Source organism: Glutamicibacter halophytocola (assembly GCF_001302565.1).
GTDB classification, from domain to species: domain Bacteria; phylum Actinomycetota; class Actinomycetes; order Actinomycetales; family Micrococcaceae; genus Glutamicibacter; species Glutamicibacter halophytocola.
Map to the genome: position 1 here is coordinate 21,134 of NZ_CP012750.1, position 21,590 is coordinate 42,723.

At 60.6% G+C, this 21,590-nt stretch carries 20 protein-coding genes and 1 tRNA gene; 12 read left to right on the forward strand and 9 right to left on the reverse strand.

The window, feature by feature from the left end; all coding sequences use genetic code 11:
- Positions 1-2: 2 nt before the first annotated feature.
- From pknB to AOZ07_RS00145, 7 genes are read right to left on the reverse strand one after another with little or no spacing between them, the layout of a single operon-like run.
- Positions 3-1,907, reverse strand: a complete 1,905-nt coding sequence (pknB, locus tag AOZ07_RS00115; protein WP_060700152.1) for a Stk1 family PASTA domain-containing Ser/Thr kinase — start codon at positions 1,905-1,907, stop codon at positions 3-5.
- Complete coding sequence (locus tag AOZ07_RS00120) at positions 1,904-3,718, reverse strand: protein kinase domain-containing protein (protein ID WP_060700153.1); 1,815 nt, start codon at positions 3,716-3,718, stop codon at positions 1,904-1,906. The genes pknB and AOZ07_RS00120 overlap by 4 nt, the downstream gene beginning before the upstream one ends.
- Positions 3,715-5,169, reverse strand: coding sequence for a peptidoglycan D,D-transpeptidase FtsI family protein (locus AOZ07_RS00125; RefSeq protein WP_060700154.1), 1,455 nt, complete (start codon positions 5,167-5,169; stop codon positions 3,715-3,717). The genes AOZ07_RS00120 and AOZ07_RS00125 overlap by 4 nt, the downstream gene beginning before the upstream one ends.
- On the reverse strand, positions 5,166-6,563 hold the full coding sequence (locus tag AOZ07_RS00130; RefSeq protein WP_060700155.1) for an FtsW/RodA/SpoVE family cell cycle protein: 1,398 nt from the start codon (positions 6,561-6,563) through the stop codon (positions 5,166-5,168). The genes AOZ07_RS00125 and AOZ07_RS00130 overlap by 4 nt, the downstream gene beginning before the upstream one ends.
- Positions 6,560-7,960, reverse strand: coding sequence for a PP2C family protein-serine/threonine phosphatase (locus AOZ07_RS00135; RefSeq protein ID WP_060700156.1), 1,401 nt, complete (start codon positions 7,958-7,960; stop codon positions 6,560-6,562). Before AOZ07_RS00135 ends, AOZ07_RS00130 begins: the two co-directional genes overlap by 4 nt.
- Positions 7,961-7,963: 3 nt before the next feature.
- Entirely contained in the window at positions 7,964-8,443 is a 480-nt protein-coding gene (locus AOZ07_RS00140) for an FHA domain-containing protein FhaB/FipA (RefSeq protein ID WP_060700157.1), read from the reverse strand.
- Positions 8,440-9,252 carry an FhaA domain-containing protein gene (locus tag AOZ07_RS00145; RefSeq protein WP_060700158.1) on the reverse strand — a complete coding sequence of 271 codons (813 nt, stop codon included), beginning with the start codon at positions 9,250-9,252 and terminating at the stop codon, positions 8,440-8,442. The genes AOZ07_RS00140 and AOZ07_RS00145 overlap by 4 nt, the downstream gene beginning before the upstream one ends.
- Positions 9,253-9,533: 281 nt before the next feature.
- Here AOZ07_RS00145 and AOZ07_RS00150 point away from each other — a divergent pair.
- Both AOZ07_RS00150 and AOZ07_RS00155 read left to right on the forward strand, forming a co-directional pair.
- Positions 9,534-9,617, forward strand: a tRNA-Leu gene (locus tag AOZ07_RS00150).
- Between the two features lie 417 nt (positions 9,618-10,034).
- Positions 10,035-10,571, forward strand: coding sequence for a YdeI/OmpD-associated family protein (locus AOZ07_RS00155; protein ID WP_060700159.1), 537 nt, complete (start codon positions 10,035-10,037; stop codon positions 10,569-10,571).
- A 23-nt stretch (positions 10,572-10,594) separates the two neighbouring features.
- Here the strand turns inward: AOZ07_RS00155 and AOZ07_RS00160 are convergent, their stop codons facing one another.
- Positions 10,595-11,644, reverse strand: coding sequence for a LacI family DNA-binding transcriptional regulator (locus AOZ07_RS00160; RefSeq protein WP_060700160.1), 1,050 nt, complete (start codon positions 11,642-11,644; stop codon positions 10,595-10,597).
- A gap of 149 nt (positions 11,645-11,793) precedes the next feature.
- Here AOZ07_RS00160 and uriH point away from each other — a divergent pair, with 149 nt between their 5' ends.
- From uriH to AOZ07_RS00205, 9 genes are all read left to right on the forward strand, one after another.
- Positions 11,794-12,765: a uridine-preferring nucleoside hydrolase UriH gene (uriH, locus tag AOZ07_RS00165; protein ID WP_060703232.1), complete on the forward strand. Its 972-nt coding sequence runs from the start codon at positions 11,794-11,796 to the stop codon at positions 12,763-12,765.
- 87 nt (positions 12,766-12,852) lie between these two features.
- On the forward strand, positions 12,853-13,560 hold the full coding sequence (locus tag AOZ07_RS00170; protein ID WP_060700161.1) for a dienelactone hydrolase family protein: 708 nt from the start codon (positions 12,853-12,855) through the stop codon (positions 13,558-13,560).
- A gap of 49 nt (positions 13,561-13,609) precedes the next feature.
- Entirely contained in the window at positions 13,610-14,041 is a 432-nt protein-coding gene (locus AOZ07_RS00175) for a universal stress protein (RefSeq protein ID WP_060700162.1), read from the forward strand.
- An 85-nt stretch (positions 14,042-14,126) separates the two neighbouring features.
- Entirely contained in the window at positions 14,127-14,873 is a 747-nt protein-coding gene (locus tag AOZ07_RS00180) for a LysR family transcriptional regulator substrate-binding protein (RefSeq protein ID WP_060700163.1), read from the forward strand.
- A gap of 32 nt (positions 14,874-14,905) precedes the next feature.
- Positions 14,906-15,694, forward strand: a complete 789-nt coding sequence (locus AOZ07_RS00185; RefSeq protein WP_060700164.1) for an enoyl-CoA hydratase/isomerase family protein — start codon at positions 14,906-14,908, stop codon at positions 15,692-15,694.
- A complete protein-coding gene (locus AOZ07_RS00190; protein ID WP_171919624.1) occupies positions 15,694-16,362 on the forward strand; it encodes an alpha/beta hydrolase in 669 nt (222 codons plus the stop codon). Before AOZ07_RS00185 ends, AOZ07_RS00190 begins: the two co-directional genes overlap by 1 nt.
- An 11-nt stretch (positions 16,363-16,373) precedes the next feature.
- Positions 16,374-17,273 carry a PfkB family carbohydrate kinase gene (locus tag AOZ07_RS00195; RefSeq protein ID WP_060700166.1) on the forward strand — a complete coding sequence of 300 codons (900 nt, stop codon included), beginning with the start codon at positions 16,374-16,376 and terminating at the stop codon, positions 17,271-17,273.
- A 1-nt stretch (position 17,274) separates the two neighbouring features.
- A complete protein-coding gene (locus AOZ07_RS00200) occupies positions 17,275-18,069 on the forward strand; it encodes a Cof-type HAD-IIB family hydrolase (RefSeq protein ID WP_060700167.1) in 795 nt (264 codons plus the stop codon).
- Positions 18,066-18,788, forward strand: coding sequence for a glycerophosphodiester phosphodiesterase family protein (locus AOZ07_RS00205; protein ID WP_060700168.1), 723 nt, complete (start codon positions 18,066-18,068; stop codon positions 18,786-18,788). The genes AOZ07_RS00200 and AOZ07_RS00205 overlap by 4 nt, the downstream gene beginning before the upstream one ends.
- A 57-nt stretch (positions 18,789-18,845) precedes the next feature.
- Here AOZ07_RS00205 and AOZ07_RS00210 read toward each other — a convergent pair whose 3' ends face one another.
- A complete protein-coding gene (locus AOZ07_RS00210) occupies positions 18,846-19,853 on the reverse strand; it encodes a LacI family DNA-binding transcriptional regulator (RefSeq protein ID WP_075972373.1) in 1,008 nt (335 codons plus the stop codon).
- Positions 19,854-20,143: 290 nt separating this feature from the next.
- Here AOZ07_RS00210 and AOZ07_RS00215 point away from each other — a divergent pair, with 290 nt between their 5' ends.
- Complete coding sequence (locus AOZ07_RS00215; RefSeq protein WP_060700170.1) at positions 20,144-21,559, forward strand: glycoside-pentoside-hexuronide (GPH):cation symporter; 1,416 nt, start codon at positions 20,144-20,146, stop codon at positions 21,557-21,559.
- Positions 21,560-21,590: the final 31 nt, after the last annotated feature.

Consider the following 21,590-nt stretch of genomic DNA (forward strand, 5'->3'; position numbering starts at 1 on the left):
GATTAATTGCCCTCACCGGGTTTGGCCGGTGGGGGCAATTTTCCTTGCCGCGTCTCGCTCGGCGATGGCGAAGCAGTCCCGCTCGGTGATTCGCTTTCTGAATCATCCGAATTTTCGCTCTCGGACGGGCTGGGAGTCGGGGTCTCAGACGGAGTTGGCTCCGGTACGGGAATTGCCACGGAGATCTTTACCAGGTCCCCTGGAGCAGCTTCCTCGGAAGCCTCCGGCGACTGCGTGAACAGCGTTCCCTCTTCATAGTCATTGGTTTCGACCTCGACGAACTGGGCCTTGAGTCCAACATCTTCTGCTTCAAGCGCCTTCTGGGCCTCGTCCCGGCTCATTCCAGAGACATCGGGAACTTGCACCTTTCCGGTCGAGAGGATCAGGTCAACCTCGGAACCTGCTTTGACCTTGGCGCCAAGCTCAGGGCTGGTGCCAATGACCCAGTCGGTTGGAATGGTTGCCGAATTCTCGCGGGTGACCTCACCGACCTCGAGTCCTGCTTGGCGCAAGGCATCTCGAGCGGCCGTCTCGGACTGATTGGCGAGGTCCTCGGGAATGGTCCGCTGTTCCGAACCCTCCGAGATGTACAAAGTCACCGTGGATTCCTTGGCCACTTGGGTTCCGGAGGAAGGATCGGTGCGCGTGGCCTTGTCCTCATCCACATCTTCATTGAACTCGCGCTCAACGCGCACGTTGAAGGTCGCATCGCGCAGCAGGCTGCTGGCGTCGTCCTCGGACAGGTTCTTGACATCGGGAATGGCTACTGGCGCACGCTTTTCGGCATCGGCCTGGATTGAGCGAATCACCAGGAAGCTGGCGATCGCCACAGCAAGCAGGGCGACCACAGACAACAGGACAATCAGGCCGCGGTTGGTCCGATGGCGTGTGGTCTCCACCGGTTCATCGTGGGCCGTGAAGACCGGATGCTCTGTGGTCATGGGTGCCGCCTGGGCAGCAAAACCAGATTCGGTGGAGTCGTGATTTCCATAGATTGGCAAGGTGTAGGTTGCCGGCGTGGACTGGTCCTCATGGAATTCGATCCCGTTCAGGGCGTTCTCCAAGGCGGCTGCGAAGGCGCCAGCGGACTGGAAGCGGTCATCGCGTTCCTTGGAGAGCACCTTGGCCACTATCGGGTCGTAGATCGGATCCACGTCCTGCGCGACCTGGCTCGGAGCCGGTGGGATCTCGCCGACGTGCTGGTAGGCCACGGAGACCGGAGAGTCCCCGGTGAACGGCGGCCTGCCGGTCATCAGCTCGTAAAACAGGCACCCGGCCGAGTAGATATCGGAACGGAAATCCACCTGCTCGCCACGGGCTTGCTCGGGGGAGAAGTACTGCGCGGTGCCCACCACGGCGGCGGTCTGCGTCATCGTGGCGGAGTTGTCCAGCGCCCTGGCGATGCCGAAGTCCATCAGCTTCACATGCCCGGCGTCGCTGACCATGACATTCGCAGGCTTTACATCGCGGTGCACCACATTATTCGCGTGCGAATGATCCAGTGCCTCGCACACGCCCCGGGTGACTTTTACGGCAAATTCGGCGTCAATGGCGTCCTGGGAAATGACCTGCTTGAGGGTTTTCCCGGTGACATACTCCATGACCATGAAGGGCAGGCGCTCGTGTTGCTGTTCGGCAGCTGGAAGCTCGCCGGTGTCGTACACGGCTACGATATTCGGATGGCTTAGCGCCGCGACTGCCTTCGCTTCGCGCCGGAATCGGTTGACCACCATGGGATTGCTGGCCGTGTCCGGGCGCAGCACCTTGACTGCTACCTTGCGCGAAAGCACATGGTCCAGTGCCAGGTAGACATCGGCCATGCCACCACGGCCGATGAGCGATTCAATCTCATATCGGTCGCTGATCATCCGCGGCAGGCCAGGCGGCAATTCTTCAACGTCGCTCATGGTGCTGTGCTCTGGTCCGATTCCGTGGCGGTCGGCGAGGCGGTAGGTGTTGCCGTTGGGGCTGCCGACTCTTCAGGCTCCTCTTCGGGGCCGGTGGAGAGGTCCAGGGTGACGGTGGTGCCGGGCTCGACTTCGCTGCCTGCCGATACGTCCTGGGACAGGACGGTGCCGGCAACCGAGGAATCGCTGCGTTCCTCGCCCTTTGCGGCAGCCAGGCCGGCATCCTGGATCCGCTTCTGGGCAGCTTCGAAGCTCATGCCGGTGACCTTGGGAACCTCGACAGTTTCCGGAGCCATGGCGTAGGTGACGGTGACGGTTTCGCCGACTTCGACGTTGCCCGTCGGGTTCAGCGAGATCACTTCGCGCGGATCGGCCTGATCGGTTTCCTGCGGCACCGCATCAACCTTCAGGCCCTGGCTCTCAAGCTGCTGGGTGACCGTGTCGATATCCTGGCCGACCAGCGAGGAGGACACCTGGACATATTCAGGGCTCTCGCTTTCGCTTTCCGAGGGGGACTGCGAAGTTTCGGACGCCGCGGTGGTCTCCTCGGAGGGCTCGGTCGTCTCCTCGGTCGGTTCGGTGGACTCTGCAGATTCGGAGCTGCTTTCGGTCACCGTCGCAGTTGGCCGATCGTCGTTGTTGCTGCTCAGGGCAGGAATCAACCAGGCCAGCAGCGCAATAACTGCAGCCAAGGCGATAATCACGATCAATGGGATCAGCCAGGGGCTCCGCTTGGATTCCTGCGGCGCAGGATCCTGGGCGTCGGCATCCTCGTCGTCAAAGCCGGTGGCGCCCTGATTGCTGGCCGCGGAGAAACCGCTGGCCGCAGCCGCAGGTTCCACAACGGTCGGCATGGCATTGGTCATCGTGGGGGCAGAATCCTGGCGGGTCATGGCGCGGGTGGCGTCGTCATCCAGGTTTAGCGCCTGCGTCGCGTCCTCGGATATGCCGGTGGCGAGCATGCCCGGAACCGCCAGGGTGGCGGTGTTGGTATCTCCGGCGCGCAGGGCGTCGGCGGCCTTGGCCAGTGCGGTGGCGTCCTTTGGTCGATCCGCAGGGTTCTTGGCCAGCATCGACATGATCAGCTGGCGCACCGGAGCCGGGATGGTGTCCGGCAAGGCGGGGGGAGCGTCGTTGACCTGTGCCAGGGCGATGGCGATCTGCGATTCACCGGTGAACGGACGCCGCCCGGCCAGGCATTCGTAGCCGATGACGCCCAGGGCGTAGATATCGGAGCTGCCGGTCGCGTTCTGCCCGGTCGCCTGCTCAGGAGCCAGGTATTGGGCGGTGCCCATCACCTGGCCGGTGGCGGTCAAAGGCACCTGGTCGGCCAGGCGGGCGATGCCGAAGTCGGTAATCTTCACAACGCCCGACGGCATGACCAGGATATTGCCCGGCTTCACGTCGCGGTGGACCAGGCCATGCTCGTGGGCTGCAGCCAGCGCTCGAGCGGTCTGGGCGATCAGCGAGAGGGTGCGGTCGACTTCGAGCTTGCGTTCACGCTCGATGATGGTGGACAGCGGCGGGCCGGGAACTAGTTCCATGACCAGGTAGGCAGAGCCTTGCTCTTCGCCGTAGTCGAAGACGCCAGCGATGCCCGGGTGGTTGAGCAGGGCAGTGTGGCGGGCCTCAACGCGGAATCGCGTCAAGAAGCTCTCGTTGTCGGTGTATTCCTCCTTGAGGATCTTGATCGCCACGAGGCGCCCAAGGACCTGGTCGCGAGCTTTCCAAACTTCGCCCATGCCACCGATCGCAATGCGGTCGGTCAGCTTGTAACGACCGCCCAAGGTGGTGCCGGTTACTGGCCTCACTTGTTGAACACCGCCTTTAACATCGTCTTCATCAGTGCACCGGTCGTGTTGTGACCAGTGTTGTAATCTACGTCTTGCAAGGTGACCGTAATGGCCACCTGTGGGTCATCTGCTGGGGCAAAGCCGGTCATCCACGAGTTCACATGGTTTGATTCGCCGCCGAGCTGAGCCGTACCGGTCTTGGCGCGGAAGTCCACACCCGGAACAGCGGCATTCATGGCCGTGCCGTTCTTCACCGGGCCTTCCATCAGGCCGGCGAGCTGCTCGGCGATCTCCGGGCTGGTGGCCGTGGAGAACTTCTCTGGCTTCGGCTCTTCGATCACCCGAAGATCCGGGGCGATGACCTTGTCGATCATGTTTGGCTTCATGATCACGCCCTTGTTGGCGATGGCCATGGCAGCCATATTCATCTGCAACGGGGTGACCTGGTTATTGCCCTGGCCAATAGCCATGCGGGCCAATTCAGCGGAATCGGCTTCGGCTGTCGGGAACTTGCTTGGCACCACGTTCTGCGGGATGCTCAGCTGCTGGCCATAGCCGAAGCGCTCGGCCACATCAGCGAACTCTTCCTTGCCCACGGTCTGGCTGATCTCCATGAATGGAGTGTTGCAGCTCTGGGCAAAGATGAAGGCAAGGCGGGCACGTGGTTCACGGGCGCAGATGCCTTCGCCAAAGTTATTCATCGGCGTGCTGGAGTTCGGGTAGTTCACCGAGGTCGGATTGTTGATCACGGTGTCCAAGTCGTACTTGCCGGATTCCAGGGCGGCGACGGTGCTGAGGATCTTGAAGGAAGAGCCAGGGAAGCTCAGGTTGTTGATGGCCGGGTTCCGATACGGGCTCAGGCCGTCAATATCGCTGACCTTCTTGAGGTTCTGCGCCGCCTTGGACGTCGAATGGACCGCCAAGTCGTTGGTGTCGTAGCTCGGCTTGGAAGCCATTGCCAGGATGTCGCCGGTCTTCGGATCGGAGACGATAATGGTTGCCTTCACGCCATCGGGGATGGCATTGAAGGCAGTCTTCTGCAGCGCGCCATCGATGGTCAGCTCTACCGAGGCGCCTTCGGACTTCTTGCCGGTGAACATCGCCAGCAAGCGGTCATAGAGCAGATCCGAGCTGGTTCCGGTCAGCCAATCGTTGAGCGAAGACTCCAGCTGGGTGGTGCCGTTGGCCAGCGAGTAGTAGCCGGTCAGGTGGGCGTAGGCCTCGGCGTCGTTGTACACGCGCTGGTATTCGAATTGCCCATCGTCGGTAGGCACCGACTCGGCGATCGGCTTGCCGTCAACCAGGATGGCGCCGCGAGGCAAATCGAATTCGCGGTACAGCTGGCGCTTGTTCAGCGCGTTGTCCGTGAGCTGGTCGGCGTCGAAGAACTGGATGTAGCTCAAACCGCCAAGGCAGATGACAAAGAGCAGGGTCAGTGCAACCCATACTCGCTTAATGGCCTGATTCACTTGCTCTTCACCACCTTGGTGCTGGTCGTTGGGGCTTTGCTGGGTGTTGCAATTTCATCGGTAGGTCCTGAGACGCCGGACTTCGGCCGGCGTGAATTGTGCGAAATCAAGAGCAGGAGGGCGATGATGATCCAGTTGGCCAGCAGTGAAGATCCTCCGGCCGCCATGAATGGCGTGGCCAGGCCGGTCAGTGGAATCAGTCGGGTGACGCCACCGATGATGACTACACACTGCAGTCCCAGGGTGAAGGACAGGCCGGCGGCCAGCAGCTTGCCGAAGGTGTCGCGGGAACCGAGGGCTGCACGCAGGCCGCGGGAAACCAGCAACATGTACAGCAGGATAATTGCGGTTACGCCGATCAGGCCGATTTCTTCGCCGAAGGAGGCGATGATCATGTCCGAATTGGCTAGCGGCACCCGGTAGGGGGAGCCGGCGCCCAGACCGGTGCCGAATAGTCCGCCATCGGCCATGCCGAACAGGCCTTCGACGATCTGCATGCTTCCGCCGGTGGCCTGGTAGATGGTCGGGTCGAAGGCGTTGAGCCAGACATCAAGGCGCCGGGTCACGTGGCTCATGGTCAAGCCAGCGACAATGCCACCGGCGACAACCATGAGCATGCCGATCAATACCCAGGAGATGCGGGCGGTAGCCACGTACACCATCACGATGAACAGGCCGAAGAACAAGATCGCTGATCCCAGGTCGCGCTGAACCACCAGAACACCGATGGACAGCAGCCAAGCGATGACCATTGGCGCCATATCCCGCAGGCGAGGCAGCTGCAGCGGTCCGAATTTACGCCCGGCCAGCAGGATCAGGTCACGGTTCGAGGAGAGGTATCCGGCGAAGAAGACCGACAGCGAGATCTTCGCGAGCTCGCCAGGCTGCAACGAGAACATCCCCATGCGGATCCAAATGCGGGCACCGTTGATGGTGACGCCCAAGCCTGGAATCAGCGGCAGCAAGAGCAGAACGATAGATAACAGGAGAGCTATATAAGTGAATCGGCGCAGGATCCTGTGGTCTTTGATGACCCAGAGGACTGCCGCGGCGATGACGATGGCGATAGCCGTCCAAAGTAGTTGCCTAGCCGATTGGGACGTACCTTTGGCCAGGTCAATACGGTGAATCATGGATAGCCCGAGGCAATTCAAGGCTACCGTGATCGGAAGTATTACCGGATCGGCATATTTAGCGAAGATGCGCAGCAGCACGTGAACGGACAGGGCGAGCACCGCCATGATGCTCATCTGGATATAGAAGTCGGTGTTGTCGACATCCTCGGTGGTGCTACCCACCAGGAAGAACGCCGCACTGCCGACGCAGAGGGCCAAGACAAGCAGCAGCAGCTCGAGATTGCGCCGTGGTACCGGAGCGGTTTGCACTTCGGTCATTGCATGATCTCCTGACAGTAGGCTGGCAGCTGGGTTTGTTTGCTACTTGGTGAATCTTTTGATCCGGGAACAGTTACCGGACAATTCTGCTTCGCGGTGACCAGCAGTTCCTGGATGATCATTTGGGCATGCTCGCGGTTATCCGCCGAAATGGTCGCTTCCACTCGCTGGCGCGAGTAATCCGGCAGCGATTCCAGCGGAACCTTGCTCACGGTATCGACCTCGGAAAGCGAAATCGGTCCAAGCTCCTGCGGAACACCCTTGTAGATGGCGACCTTGTTATCCACGGTGCCAACAAAGTATTGGGTCTGCGTCCACATGTAGCCCCAGACGGCCAGGGCCACCACGAGGAAAGCTGCAAGGGTGAGCAGGATCGGCATCATCCAGCGGCGGTGAGCAGTGGGGCTCTCCAGCGGATCAAGTATCTGGCCAGCAGCCGGTGAACGGTGGGTGAGCAGGGCAGCTGCGCGGCGTTCGCCGGTGTGCTGGGTGACCACCGGAATCTGGCCAGTCTGCGTGGCAAGTTGCGCCGCTCCGACCAGCAGGTGTGGACGCTGTGAAATTTCGTGGCGAAGCAGCGAGGCGCTGGCTTCGACGTCGCCCTCAGCGGCAATGGCCAGCTGGGCGGTGTCCGGGGCCGGTTCCTGAACGGAAGGCTCGCTGAACTCGTCAGCGGTATCCTCGACGACTTCGAACATCACGACCGTGACATTATCCGGCGCGCCATTTTTCAAGGTGATGGCTACCAGGTCATTAACGGCTTCGTCCATGTCCGCGGTATTGCGGATGATCTGCTCAATGATGGGTAGCGGAACAGCGTCGGTGAGGCCATCGGAACACAGCATCCAGCGTTCGCCGGGCTCGGCGTCAATTTGCTGGACATCGAGTTCGGGCGAGGCATCCGAGTCACCGAGTACGCGCAGCAGCACGTTTTTATGCGGATGGACTTCGGCTTCTGCCGGCTTGATTCGTCCTTCATCAACCAGGCGCTGCACGAACGTGTGGTCGCGGCTGATCTGTTCAAAGTTGCCGTGCTTGAGCCGGTAGGCCCGCGAGTCGCCGATGTGGGCCATGTGCAAGGTCCTGCCGGAAAGCAGCAGGGATGTCACGGTGGTGCCCATGCCCGAAAGCTTCGGATTGGCACCCACGAGTTCGTTCAAAACCAGATTTGCGGCCTGGATTTCATCGGGCAGGGCGTTTTGCGGATCGGCGATGTCTGCATGATCCAGATGCACCAGATCCAAGACGGTGGACGCGGAAGCAACGTCACCACCGACATGTCCACCCATGCCATCTGCGAGCACGGCCAGGTATTCACCGGCGTAGGCGGAATCGTCGTTTTTCTTGCGAATCCGTCCGACGTCAGACTTCGCGGCAAATTTGAGTTTGAGGGCCATAGGCTAGGACTTCAATTCCAGGACTGTCTTCCCGATGCGGATCCGCTGGCCTGGCTCAACTGGTTGCGCGCGAGTGAGCTGGCTGTCTCCGACAAAGGTTCCGTTGGTGGAGCCCAAATCCTCGATGAACCAGCGTGATCCCTGTGGGAAGAGCCGAGCGTGGCGTCCGGAGGCGTAGTCGTCATCCAGCACCACAGTGGCGTCCTGCGCGCGGCCGAACATGATCGGCTGACCGCTCAGCGGGATGCTGTTGCCGGCCAAGGGGCCTTCGACAATAGCCAGGGAAGTTGCAGCCTTGCGCGCCGGAGCTTCTGGTTCTGCCAGCTCTGGGTTCTTTTTCAGTTCCCGTGCGCTGGGCTTGCCGGTGCGGGCTCGTGATCCGACAGCCAAATCACGGCGCATCGATCCGACAACGCTCAAGACGAGCAGCCAGATGAGTACCAGGAAGCCCAGTCGAAACAGGGTTAGAACCAGGTCGTTCATACGCGGCCTCCGTTAGTCGAGGTGATAAGCCGAAAGACTATTTTTGTCTGTCCGATGGTGATGACCGATCCGTCAAAAATAGGGGTTTCGGCAGAAATCTTCTTGCCGTCTACGTAGGTTCCGTTGGTTGAACCCAAATCGGAGACCACAAAGTTCGTCTTGCCGCGCGTCTCAACGCGGATGTGCTGTCGTGAAACGCCTGAGTCATCTACCGGGATATCGGTGCTCGCCGAACGGCCCAAAACAACCGAGTGGTGATTCAGTGCGAAACGCTGTCCCGCGACCTCGAGGATGGCCTGCTTCTGGGTTGGCGCCTTGGGGATCTCGTTGATTGGCCTCACGTTGGGGCGTGGCTGCGCGACGGTGCGCGGTGACGCCTGCTCAACGGGCTTGGCCATGGGCGTCTTCACCGGTGCCGAAGCAACAACGTGGGAACTGGTCTCCTTGACGGAGCCGTTGATTTCCATTTCGCCAGGCTTGAAGTCTTGTTTGGAGACAAAGTGGATCATGACATCGCCCTGAACCGAGTAGTCCTGGCTGGTGGCGTGTTCCGCGGTGACCTTGGCCATTTCATTGACGACAGCTCGTCCCCAGCTTTTAGCGGTTTCGAAGTCCTTAGTGCTCAACGAGACGACAAAGTCGTTCGGAGCGAGGCTGCGCCCTTCGCTGATCGGCAGAATCCCGCGGTCCATTTCATTGCGCAGAGCGGTAGTCAGTTCAACTGGCTTGAGGTCTGCGGTGCTGGTTCCACGAAAGAAGCTTGTGACGACCTTCTCTAAGCCGCGTTCGACATTGTCGAGAAAGCCCATTATTCGTGCTCCTTCCTTAAGGGTCCATCGTTTGTCTTAGTGTCCCGCATTCATGCTGAAAAGCAGTGAACACAGAACTTCATATTCGATCTTACTGTTTTCAGCTGTGGAAATGCCGAAAAATCCTTGGATGGTCCACGCTGAGAGGTCTCAACGATACAGAGGTCAGGTGGTAAAGCCTGTGTCTCTGGCCACATAAGCGGGTATCGATTAGGTGAACTGAAAATGTGTGTGTAAGCTATTTCTTGTTGCAAAAGCACGAAGCAACAAAAACTAGATATGCGCGAGTGGCGGAATTGGTAGACGCGCTGGCTTCAGGTGCCAGTGATCGCAAGGTCGTGGGGGTTCAAGTCCCCCCTCGCGCACAAAATGAAAATAACCTCTGAAATGAACGAAAGTTCAGATCAGAGGTTATTTTTTTCATTGCCCTAAGCCGTTCGGCATCGTTCTGATAACAATTTCCGACGGCGAGCCGCAAACTTCGTGACGGCCGCCTTCCATCGAGGTTCCACCGAGTAATCCATCGTGAATCGTCCCGCGTTCGAACGCGGGCGCTGCGACCTCGAAAAGTTGCCTGGGTGATTCCGCTCTCGGCCAAGGGATCGGCAACCTTTTGAGTTCTTGCAGCCAAGGCTTGGAGATCGTTTGCGGCTTGGCCTGTGCCGCCACCGGTTGCCGGCAAGGCAAGCTTCGGATCCCCGCTTATGCCGTGCGTCCTGTGCCCGTGCCAGAATTCGGCGGCTGGACTAGACTTCCAATGACGAATTGAAAGGTAGTGCATCGTGGCAGCGTCCAAAGAACCATTCGACATTCGCGGAACTCTTGATCTGGTCAACGGGCATCGGATCCTTCGCCTTGAACAAGAATCCAGCGACCTGCTCTCGAGCAGGGGCCAAGTGGCTGTCGATCTTCTCGGGGACTTTGCCGGAGGCACCGTAGTGATTGATCCCGATGGGCGTCGCGGACACTGGCTGGATCTCGAAGCGGATCAAGCGCCAGCACTCGAGGGCGAACCGGGGCAGCAATTCCAGTTAACAGTCCGGCCAAGTTCCAGCTGGCCCGAAACCACGGTGCCCTCCGACCTCGCCGAAGCCCTGGAGGAGGCCAGCGACCTGGATGCGACCTGGGTTGGATTGACCCCGATGGCTCGGTGGGAATGGGTTCGCTGGGTAGGCTCCACCAAGAATCCCGATACTCGACAGCGTCGCGTTGAGGTCAGCATCTCCAAGCTGCGCGATGGCAAGCGCCGTCCTTGCTGTTTTGACCTGTCCTCGTGCACCAACCCGGAACTGGCCAAGAGCGGGAAGCTCGTCGAGTAATCCGGCACAGCAGCGGTCGGGGGCTAGTGATCCCCATCGATCACAGTGGAACCGCGTACGACCAGGGAACTGGGCAGCATGCTCTGCAGCGGTTCCGGGCTCTTGCCCTCGAGCAGGGAGCGCAGCTTCAGGGCCGCCAAGCGCCCGCCTTCCTGGGCGTTGAGCTGCACCGAGGTAATGGCGGGGTTGGACGTGGCCGAGTAGGGCAGGTCGTCAAAGCCTGCCACGGCCAGCTGCTGCGGGATGCGAATCTGAAGCGTGCGGGCAGCGTGGAGCACGCCGAAGGCGTGGTTGTCGGTGGCGCAACCCAGCGCGGTGACCCCCGCCTTTTTCCATGATGGCCAGTGCTCGCTGAAAGCGGCGGATGCGGCGGTGACATCGATCATGGAGCTGGCGACCGAGCTGGGCAGGACCTCGATGCCGAAGTCTCCAGCTGCCTGGAGGAATGCTTCCCGGCGCACCGCGAGAGTCTCCGTTCCGGTGATTGCATCCAAGTACGCGGCCCGGGTGTGCCCCTGCGCGGCAAAATGCGCCACCACATCGCGCGCTCCTTGGGTCACATCCATATTGACGGCCGGGAATTTCGCGCTGATGCCGGGGGCATCAAGGACTACCATGGGCAGGTTGCCGCCAATTTCCTCAAGGAATTCCTGGCTCGGCGCGTGCACCAGCAAACCGGCCGGACGCAGGCCCAGTATCTTGCGGGTTTCGCTGGCGCTGGGGGAGACGCCGGCATCGGTGACCGAGAGCATCAGCTGGTAGTCGCTGGCCAATACGGAGCGAACACCGGCGATGACCTTGGCGAAGAACGGGTTGGAAATATCCGGGGCCACCAAGACAACCAGGGAACTGACGCCCTTGGCCAGCGAACTGCCGATGCTGTCGACAACGTAGCCGAGTTCGCGGATGGCCTCGCGCACGCGCTGCTCATTCTTGGCGGAGACTCGTCCGGAGGATTTTCCGTTGGCGACCAGGGAGACCGTTGCCGTGGACACGCCTGCATGCGCTGCCACCATGGCTGCGGTGACCCGGCGTGGTTCGCGGTGATTTCCGGTCTTCTCAGCAATCGTCATGGCTCCATCGTAGTCGCACATCCGCCGGGCCAACTCACAAGTTAAGCGCTTGACGCAACTCGGAGAACAGGAAAGAATTGCCTAGGATGAAGTACTTCGCATCGTGATCAATGACCGGCCGCCCGCCGGCGGAAAACAAGGAGGGCACCATGGCCCAGGACAGTCCAACGCCCCGCAAGATCATTCTGGACTGCGATCCAGGGCATGATGATGCGGTTGCCATGATCCTGGCCCACGGAAGCCCCGCCATTGACTTGCTGGCCGTCACCACCGTCGCAGGAAACCAAACCCTGGAGAAGGTCACCGCCAACGCGCTCGCCGTGGGAACCATCGCCGGCATTAGCGGGATCCCTTTTGCCGCCGGCTGTGCCCGGCCGCTGGTGCGCGAGGTGGAAACCGCCGCCGCGGTCCATGGCGACTCCGGCATGGACGGACCGGAGCAACCGGAATCCACCATTGAACTGGACTCCCGCCACGCGGTGGACGTCATCATCGATCTGGTCATGAGCCACGAGCCAGGAGAGATCACCCTGGTTCCCACCGGGGCGCTGACCAACATTGCGCTCGCCGTGCGCAAGGAACCGCGGATCGTCTCCCGCGTGCGCGAAGTGGTGCTGATGGGCGGCGGCTACCACACCGGCAATTGGAGCGCCGTGGCCGAATTCAATATCAAGGTGGATCCGGAAGCCGCGCATATCGTCTTCAACGAAGACTGGCCGGTGGTCATGGTTGGACTGGATCTGACCCACCAGGCGCTGGCCACCGCCGAGGTCGTGCAGAGCATCGAGAAGATCGGTACCGGCCCGGCGAAATTCGTGCGCGAGCTGATGGACTTCTTCGCCCGGGCCTACCGCGACCACCAGGGCTTTGACGCCCCGCCGGTCCACGATCCCTGCGCGGTGGCCTACGTGATCGACCCGCAGATCGTGCGCACCGTGAAGGCGCCGGTCAACGTGGAACTCCGCGGGGATCTGACCCTGGGAATGACGGTCACCGACTTCCGCGCTCCAGCCGGCGAACAGTGCAACACCTCGGTGGCCGTGGACCTGGACCACGACGGGTTCTGGGGTCTTGTGACCGACGCGCTGCAGCGCATCGGCGAAGTCACACCCGGGAAGTAGGACAACTTCTGGCTAATGTGGGGCACATCAATGCCAATTAGGCCCAGACCTGCATAAACTGGGATCACACGAAGATCAGGAGGCGTAATGGCAGGAAAAACCCCGCACCAGAACGTGACGTTCCCATCCTCGGGTGCGCAAGCACACGGCTACCTGGCGGTGCCTGACTCCGGAAAAGGCCCCGGGGTCATCGTGATCCAGGAATGGTGGGGCCTGACCGACCACATCCGGGATATCGCGGACCGCCTCGCGGCTCTCGGTTTTGTAGCCCTCGCGCCGGATCTTTACGGCGGATCCATCACCCACGACGGTGAAGAAGCAGGGCAGATGATGGCCGATCTTCCCGAAGCGAAGGGTGCCCAGCTCCTGGCTGGAGCCGTGGATTACCTGCTGGCCAACGAGCATGTCACCAGCGAGAAGCTCGGCGTGATCGGATTCTGCATGGGTGGCGGATTCGTCTTGCAGCTTGCCGCGCAGCAGGGCGAAAAAATCGCGGCGGCCGTTCCGTTCTACGGTGTCGGCCAGGGCGTGCCCAATGATTTCTCCGGAATCCGTGCCGATATCCAGGGCCACTACGCCAACTTTGATGAAATGTACCCGCCTGAGCAGGCCCGCGCCCAGGAGGAGCAAATCCGCAAGCAATCCGGCGCCAACGTGAAGTACTACTTCTACGACGCCAAGCATGCCTTCCACAATGACGAAAATACCGCCGGAAATTACGACCCTGAGCAGGCAGTTATCGCTTGGGAACGCGCCGTCGGCTTTTTACAGGATAAAGTGGCCTCAAGGCCATAAAGTGTTATACATCACTTAATAGCATCACTTACTAAACAAGGAGAGCAATATGTCAGAAACCATCATCGTAGGTGTCGACGGTTCGGAAACCGCACAGCGCGCAGCTCGCCGTGCCGCGGAACTGGCACTGAAGATCGACGCTGAATTGGTGGTCGTCACCGCTCACGCCTCGGACAACACCGAAGTCGTTTCCATCGGTTCCGACACCTGGATCCTGGACGACGCAGAGCAGGCTCGCAAGCTGGCCCAGCGTGTTGCCAATGACGTGAAGAACAGCGTCCCAGGCGTCAAGATCACCGCCGCTGCAGGCCACGGAAAGCCAGGCGACGTGCTGATCTCCGACGCCGAGAACCGCAAGGCCTCGATGATTGTCGTCGGTAACGTTGGCATGAAGGGCCTGGGCCGCGTGCTCGGTTCCGTAGCTTCCTCGGTAGCCCACTCGGCACCATGCGACGTACTGGTTGTGAAGACCGACAAGTAAGCCAAAGCGCTTGCGCTGACACGGCGGGTACCGTTCATCGGTGCCCGCCTGCAGCATTTAACCCCGCACAGCGTAGGCTTAACCCGTGCAAACTCTTCGAATCGCCTACGCCACCGGCGTCACCCCCGGCAAATGGATGGATCGCTTCAAGGAGCGCTATCCGAAGGTCGAGCTGCAAGCTTGGCGCCATGATGACGGCGAGATTCTTGATCTGCTGGCCGAGGATCGGGCCGACGCCGTGTTCGTGCGCTACCGCGGGGAATCTCCCAAGGACCAAACCCGCCACGTGATCCCGCTCTACGAGGAACTCGAAGTGGTCTGCGCGGCCAAGGACCACGAGGCCGAATACTACGACGAATCGATCCCTGCCGAGGTGGTCTCGGGCTTCGCGCAGCTGGATCTCGCCGACTATCCCGAAGCGGTGGGCGGCATCGGCGTTGCCATGGAAGTGGTGGCCTCCGGCGCCCAGGTCCTGCGCGTTCCACAGAGCATTGCCCGCCTTTTTGCCCGCAAGGATGTCATTTCCCGCTTTGTAGAGGGCGGCACGCCAACGCAGGTGGGCATCGCATGGCCTGCAGCCATGGAAGATACCGCCCTGCTCGAGGAATTCATCGGGATCGTGCGCGGGCGCAGCGCCAACTCCTCCCGCCAGGCTTCGGTGCGCAACCACGAGCAGAAGGCCAAGCGCGTCAACGACAAGGCGAAGTTCGAAGCCAAGGCCAAATCCCTAGCGGCCGCCAAGCGGCAAAAGGAGCTGGCCAAGAAGCAGGCGCGCAGCAACGGCGGCAAACCAGGCAAGCCCGGCGGATCCAAGGGGCGAAAGAAACGCTAGAACCGGCCCGCGGGCATGGGTAGAGTGAAGCCATGAAGCAATTCGATACGCTCGCACTGTCCTCGCGTGGCCCAGCCTTGATCCTGACCATCAACCAGCCGAAGTCGCTCAATGCCTTGGCCCAGGAGGTCGTCAACGACCTGGAAGCCTTTGTCGACTGGTTCGAAACCACCGGATTCGAGTACCGCGGCGTGATCATCACCGGTGCCGGGGAGAAGTCCTTTGTAGCCGGGGCGAATATCGTGCAGATGAACGCCATGGACGCACAACAGGCCCTGGCCTACGGGCGCCAAATGCATTCGGTGACCGAGCGCCTGGAATCCCTGCAGGTTCCGGTGATCGCCGCAGTCAACGGCTTTGCCCTCGGCGGCGGCTGCGAAATCGCTCTGGCGTGCGACTTCATCTACGCCTCGGAGAACGCCAGCTTCGGCCAGCCGGAAGTCAACCTGGGCCTGGTGCCCGGCTTTGGCGGATCCGTGCGTCTTCCGCGCCGGGTCGGCAATGCCATGGCCCGCGAGCTGATCTTCACCGGGCGCCGGATCAAGTCCGCCGAAGCACTGCGCATCGGCCTGGCCAACCGGGTGGTGCCGGCCAGCGAACTGATCGACCAGGCCGTGGCCGCCATTGAAGAGATCGCCGCTGTTTCGCCCACCGCGGTGGCCAACGCCAAATCCGCGCTGGTGGCGATGGACGCACTGAACACCCACGATGCCCTGCTGGTTGAAGCGGACTCCTTCCAGCGGGCCTTCACTACCAATGATTCGGTGGAGGGCCGGGCCGCCTTCGTTGAAAAGCGATCACCGAACTTCCCTGGCAACTAGTGATGCACTACGGGGCGCACCCTGACCAGCACCTGCAGTACTTCGACCCCGGGCAGAGCACGGCTGCCGGTGCGGTGATGATCATCCATGGCGGGTACTGGCGCGAGAAGTACACGGCGGAACTGGGAGTTCCGCTGGCCCAGGATCTGGCCGCCCGGGGGATACCGGCCTACAACCTGGAATACCGGCGTGGGCCCGGCAGCGCGGCGGAGATGCTCGCCGACGCCCGCCTGGCCTTGGGGCTGGTCAAGGAGGAAGGGCCGATTACGCTGATCGGCCACTCGGCCGGGGCCCAGCTGGCCTGCGTGCTGGCTGCCAATGATTCGCGCGTCACCCAGGTCATCAGCCAGGCCGGATTGCTGGATCTGGACTATGCTCGCAAGCTGGCGCTCAGCGACTCGGCGGTGGACCTGCTGCTGGATGGCGCACCGCTGGCCACCTACAACCCGGTGGAATTATGGCCGATGCCCGCCCGTGTCGTAATCTTTCATGGTCGGGACGATGCCGACGTTCCTTCGAGAATTGCCCGGCGCGCAGTCCAGAAGGCGGCGGCACTCGGACAGGACTACCGCTTCGCGATGTTCCCGGGCGATCATTACACTTGGATTGACCCGCGCAGCAGCCAATGGGCCGCCTGCGTGCGCGCCCTGTCACCACTGCACTATTAATAAGGAGCAGCATGAACCCGACCGTGATCGGTGAAGCCCTCGTTGACGTCCTGGCCTCGGGCATCGCCCCGGCCCAGGAATTTGTTGGCGGCAGCCCGCTGAACGTCGCGGTATCACTGGCCCGCCTGGGCTACCCCGGAACCTTGATCTCGCGGTGGGGCGCCGATGACAAGGGCCGGAAGATCGAGGAATACCTCAAGGGCAACAACGTCAAATACCTCGGCGGGGCCGACGAAGAGGCGACGGTCATCGCCCACGGCATCCTTGATCCCGCCGGCGGCGCGGCCTTCGCCTTCAACGCCTACTGGCAGATGCCGACCATCGGACCGGAACTGCCGCAGGATGTCGAGCTGGTGCATACCGGCTCTATCGCCACCTTGTTCAGTCCCGAGGAGCTGCTGCCGCTGCTGTCTGCAGCCCGCACCCACGCAACCATCAGCTATGACCCGAACCTGCGCCCGTCCCTGGTGACCAATCATGCCCAGACGGTGGCCGAGGTGGAACGCTTCGTCGGCCAGGCCGATGTCGTTCGGGTTTCGGGCATCGACCTGAAGTGGATGTACCCGATGCGCTCGGTCCAGGAGTCGGCCCGTGCCTGGCTGGATATGGGGCCGGCCATTGTCGTCTCCACCGCCGGATCGCGTGGTTCCTGGGGCGTGGTGCGCGCCGGGGATGCCGAGTTCATTGCGCCCTCCGTAGAAGTCACCGACACGGTGGGCGCCGGTGACACCTTTACCGCGGCCCTGCTGTGCTGGCTTGCCGAGCACGGCATGATTGGTGCTGCCCACCGCAAAAAGCTTGGCCAGCTGCAGATCAGCGAACTTTCCCAAGCCCTTGAATTTGCGGCCAAAGCGGCTGCCGTGACCGTTCAGCGGGCCGGCGCCAACCCGCCGCGGCGCGAGGAGCTCTAGGGTGATCAAGCTGATCGCCTCAGACCTGGACGGGACCATCGTCGCCCCCGACGGCAAGATTTCTCCACGCACCCGGCAAGCCTTTTTGGATGCCCGGAAGGCCGGGATCCAGATCGTTTTCGTGACCGGCAGGCCCTTTCGCTGGCTGACCCCGATCATCGAAGCATTTGGCGGCCTGGGGACCGTGATCTGTTCCAACGGCGCGGTGCTCTACGACCTGGAACACGACGAGGTGATCTGGTCCCGGACGCTGAGCGCAGCCAAGGCGCGGGAAGCGGCCGCGATTATTTCGCAGATCGAACCCGAGGCGGCCTTTGCCGCTGAAACCACCAAGGGCCTGCATCTTGGCGAGGGCTTTGCCGATCGCCATCATAATTTCGGCGTGCAGGACGTGCTGGATTTGTCGTCGGATGCCATTGACCAAGAAGGCATCGTCAAATTCCTTGCCCGCTCCCAGCACCTGGCCATCGACGACTTCTATGCCGCAGTCAGGCCCCAGCTCAGCCACCTGGTTTCCATCACCCACTCCGCCTTTGACGTGTCCCTGCTGGAGATGGCCCACGTGGACATCCACAAGGCCAGAACCCTGAACGAATACTGCCAGCGCCTGGACATCGACCCGTCTGAAGTCATGGCTTTCGGGGATATGCCCAACGACATCCAGATGCTCGAATTTGCCGGCCACGGCTACGCCATGGCCTCGGGGCATCCCACGACGCTGGCAACCGCCCGTTATTGCGCACCGCCATTGGCTGAAGACGGTGTCGCCCAAGTCATCGAGGACTTATTGAAATGACCTACGCATTCACGCACCGCGGGGTGCGCCGGTCCGATGAAGAGAATACGCTCCTTGCCTTCCAGCGCGCAGTGGAACTGGGAGTGACTCATTTGGAATCCGATGTGCATGCCTCGGCCGATGGCACCGTCTACCTGTTCCACGATGAGACGCTGGATCGGATTACCGATGCCACCGGCAAATTTGGCGAGCGCACCGATGAAGAGCTCGCGCAGGTCACCGCCGGGGGTGAACCGCTGTGCACGCTGGATGAACTGCTGGATGCTGTTCCGCAAGCGCGGATCGTGAACCTCGATGTCAAAGACGAGCAAGTCATTGGCCCGCTGGCCGAGTTGATTGAACGGCGCGGAGCACATCAGCAAATCGCGCTGGCCTCATTCTCCAGCGCGCGCAGCCACGCGGTGTCCCACTTGCTCTCTGCCCCCATCAGGCGCTCGCCGGGGCAACGTGAAATCATCCTGATTTGGCTCTGCGCCCACCTTTTCGGCTGGGTTCCCCAGAGGCTGGTCAAAGGCTTCTGGGCGGTGCAGGTGCCGTTTAAGCAGGCCTGGCTGCCCGTGGCTACGCGTCGCTTCACCAAGGCCGTCCAGCGCGCTGGTGCGCAGGTGCACGTTTGGGTGATTAACGATGAGCCAACCATGAAGCTGCTCGTTGACCAGAATGTCGATGCCATCATGAGCGATGACGCGGAGCTGCTAATGAAGGTGCTTGGATCCTGACGCAGCGGATGAAAACGGTTTCATGCGTTTCGCGAAAATTGAGCGGCTAGGTTCGATCTACTGCGCGACGAGCGGCGAGCCCAGGCGCCGCGAAGTCTCGCGGAAGATGAACTGGGTTGGCAGCCGCGCAGGCACTTGTGGTGCGTTAGCTCCATGGCGCAGCAGGGCATCCAGATAGTCCATGGCCAAGACCCCGGAATCATTGCGCGGAACGTGCACGGTGGAAAGCGCGGGAGATGACATCGAAGAAAACTCGATGTCGTCGTAGCCGACAACCGTCAAATTCTCCGGCACGTTGACCCCGAACTGGGTCAGCTGGTTGATGAGCCCCAAAGCCATGACATCGTTGTAGACCATGACGGCGGTAACAGAGGACAAGAGGACCTGCTGGGCAGCACTGCGCCCCCCATCAAAAGTGGGTTCAAACCTGCCGATAGATACTTCTTCCAGCCCAGCTTCAGCCAACAGCTCGGAAGCGGCCTGCTGTCGAATCAGGCAGGAATAGCTGGTTTCCGGGCCTGCAACGTAGCCGATGCGGTGGTGCCCCAGCGCCTTGAGGTGCGCGACCTCCTGGGCAATTCCACTGCGGTTGTCGATGGTAACTGCCGGAACTTCGGGGATTTCGCGGTTGATCATCACCAGGGGATATCGACTGGAGATTTCAATGAGCTTTTCATCGGACATCCGTGGCGAGCATAGGACGAGGCCATCAACCTGGCGGGCCAGATTTTCCGTCAGTTCAGGTTCATGCTGCACGTCTTCGCCTGTATCCACGAGCAGGGCGGAATAGCCAAGCTGCTCTGCCTTGCGCTGAACTGATCTCACGATTGTCGGGAAGAACGGGTTCGTCAGGTCGGGTACTACGATGCCGATATTTCCAGTGAGCCCGGTGATCAGCGAACGCGCGGCCGCATTAGGCCGATAATTCATCTCCTTGGCGAGTGCCAAAATCCTGTCGCGGGTGACCGATTCGACCTTTTCCGGGTGCACAAAAGTCCGGGACACCGTTGCTGGCGATACTCCGGCAGCCTTGGCAACGTCCCTAATGGTCATTGATTTTGACATCGATGTGTCCTCCCAACCCTTTGGTTGAAAGTCTAGCTGTTTAGCGAAGATTACGTTTTCTCCCTTGTTTATTCGGTGTGGGCTTGGTCTCACGCTGTAATGCGGGTTACATTAATGTGAACGTTTTCATCATGAATGCAAAATTGCCCTGCATGGGTGGTTCTACGCATTCAGGCACCGATTTCACCTCCCGCAGGGTGACGCTTGCCGATATGAAATCAGCAACGTCGCTAATTCAGGCAGGCGTTTTTGACAGAACCCGCATTGCGCGTAGAAAAAGGATTACTTGAATGGCAGGCAACCTCACCGCGACTCAACGGGGAGCCGACCTCAAAGAGGGACGGCTCTCGCTCAAGGAGAAGATCTCCTATGGAATGGGAGACCTCGGCAACGGTTTCATGTTCGACCTGGGCCAGGCCTATCTTCTGAAGTTCTACACCGATGTCGCTGGACTGCCCGCGGCAGCGGCGGCAACGGTCTTCGTCGTCACCAAGCTTTTTGATGCGTTCATGGACCCGTTGGCTGGCACGGCCATCGATGGCCGGCGCAAAGTCGGGCGTTCTGGACGATTCAGGGGAGTGATGTTCTTTTCCTCCATTGCCCTGGCGGTCCTGACTATCTTCACGTTCTTGACGCCAGGCCTGTCCGAAGGCGTCAACCTCGTTTACGCCTACGCGTCCTACATGGCGTGGGGCGTGCTGTATTCCTTCACGAATATTCCCTATGGATCCCTGGCTTCGGTCATGACGCAGGAACCTGTCGAACGAGCCAAGCTAGCCTCGTTCCGCCAGGCGGGATCGGTGTCGGCGCTGCTGATTACAGGTGTGGCTTTCTTGCCAATTGTGCTGGCCTTTGACTCCGAACGAGTTGGCTACGCCTTCGCCGCCGGGGCTATGGCTGTCACCGGTGTTCTTTGCTTCTTCGCCACGTTCCGCGGCACGAATGAAAATGTTCCCGTGGTGCGATCCGCTGAAAAACTCACGCTCAAGGGATTTGCCGGTGCCATCGTTGGAAATCGGCCGTTGCTGACGATTATTCTGATGACCATATTCTCGATTTCCGCTTACAACGTGAAGACATCGATGATCGTGTACTTCACGCAGTACTACCTTGGCGATGTCACTTTGCTTCCCTTCGTCAACGTCATCAGCATCGGCTCATCGATTATAGGCATTCTCTTGATTCCCGTATTGACTAGGTTCATTGGGAAGAAGAACACTGCCTTGCTTGGATTCGGCCTGGCGATCGTCGCAGATGCATTGAATTTCATCTTGCCAACCACCCCGATTCTGTTCACGATCCTTTTCAGCTTGTCGTTCATCGGAGTTGCGTTGCCTAACGGGATCACCTGGGCCATGGTTTGCGACGTCATTGATTTTGGGCATTGGAAGAATGGGGCCCGTCGAGAAGGCATCACCTATTCGATGTTCAACTTCTCGAGAAAGATTGCCCAGTCGGTTGCGGGTGGTTTGGCTGGATTCGGATTAAGCGCTATCGGGTATGTCCCGAATGCGGCTCAGAGCGAAGCTGCGCTGTCTGGAATGAAAGTCTTGCAGACCCTATACCCATGCCTGGCGTTGCTTGTTGCCGCGGCAGTGCTGTACTTCTTGTACCCGCTTACCGACCGGCGGATGAAGGCCATTACCGAAGAAACCAGGGATCGGGAGCTGGCTGCGGGAGCCAGCAGCGACGACTTCAGCAGGTAACTGATCGTGCTGGGCAAGCTTTCTCGGGAAA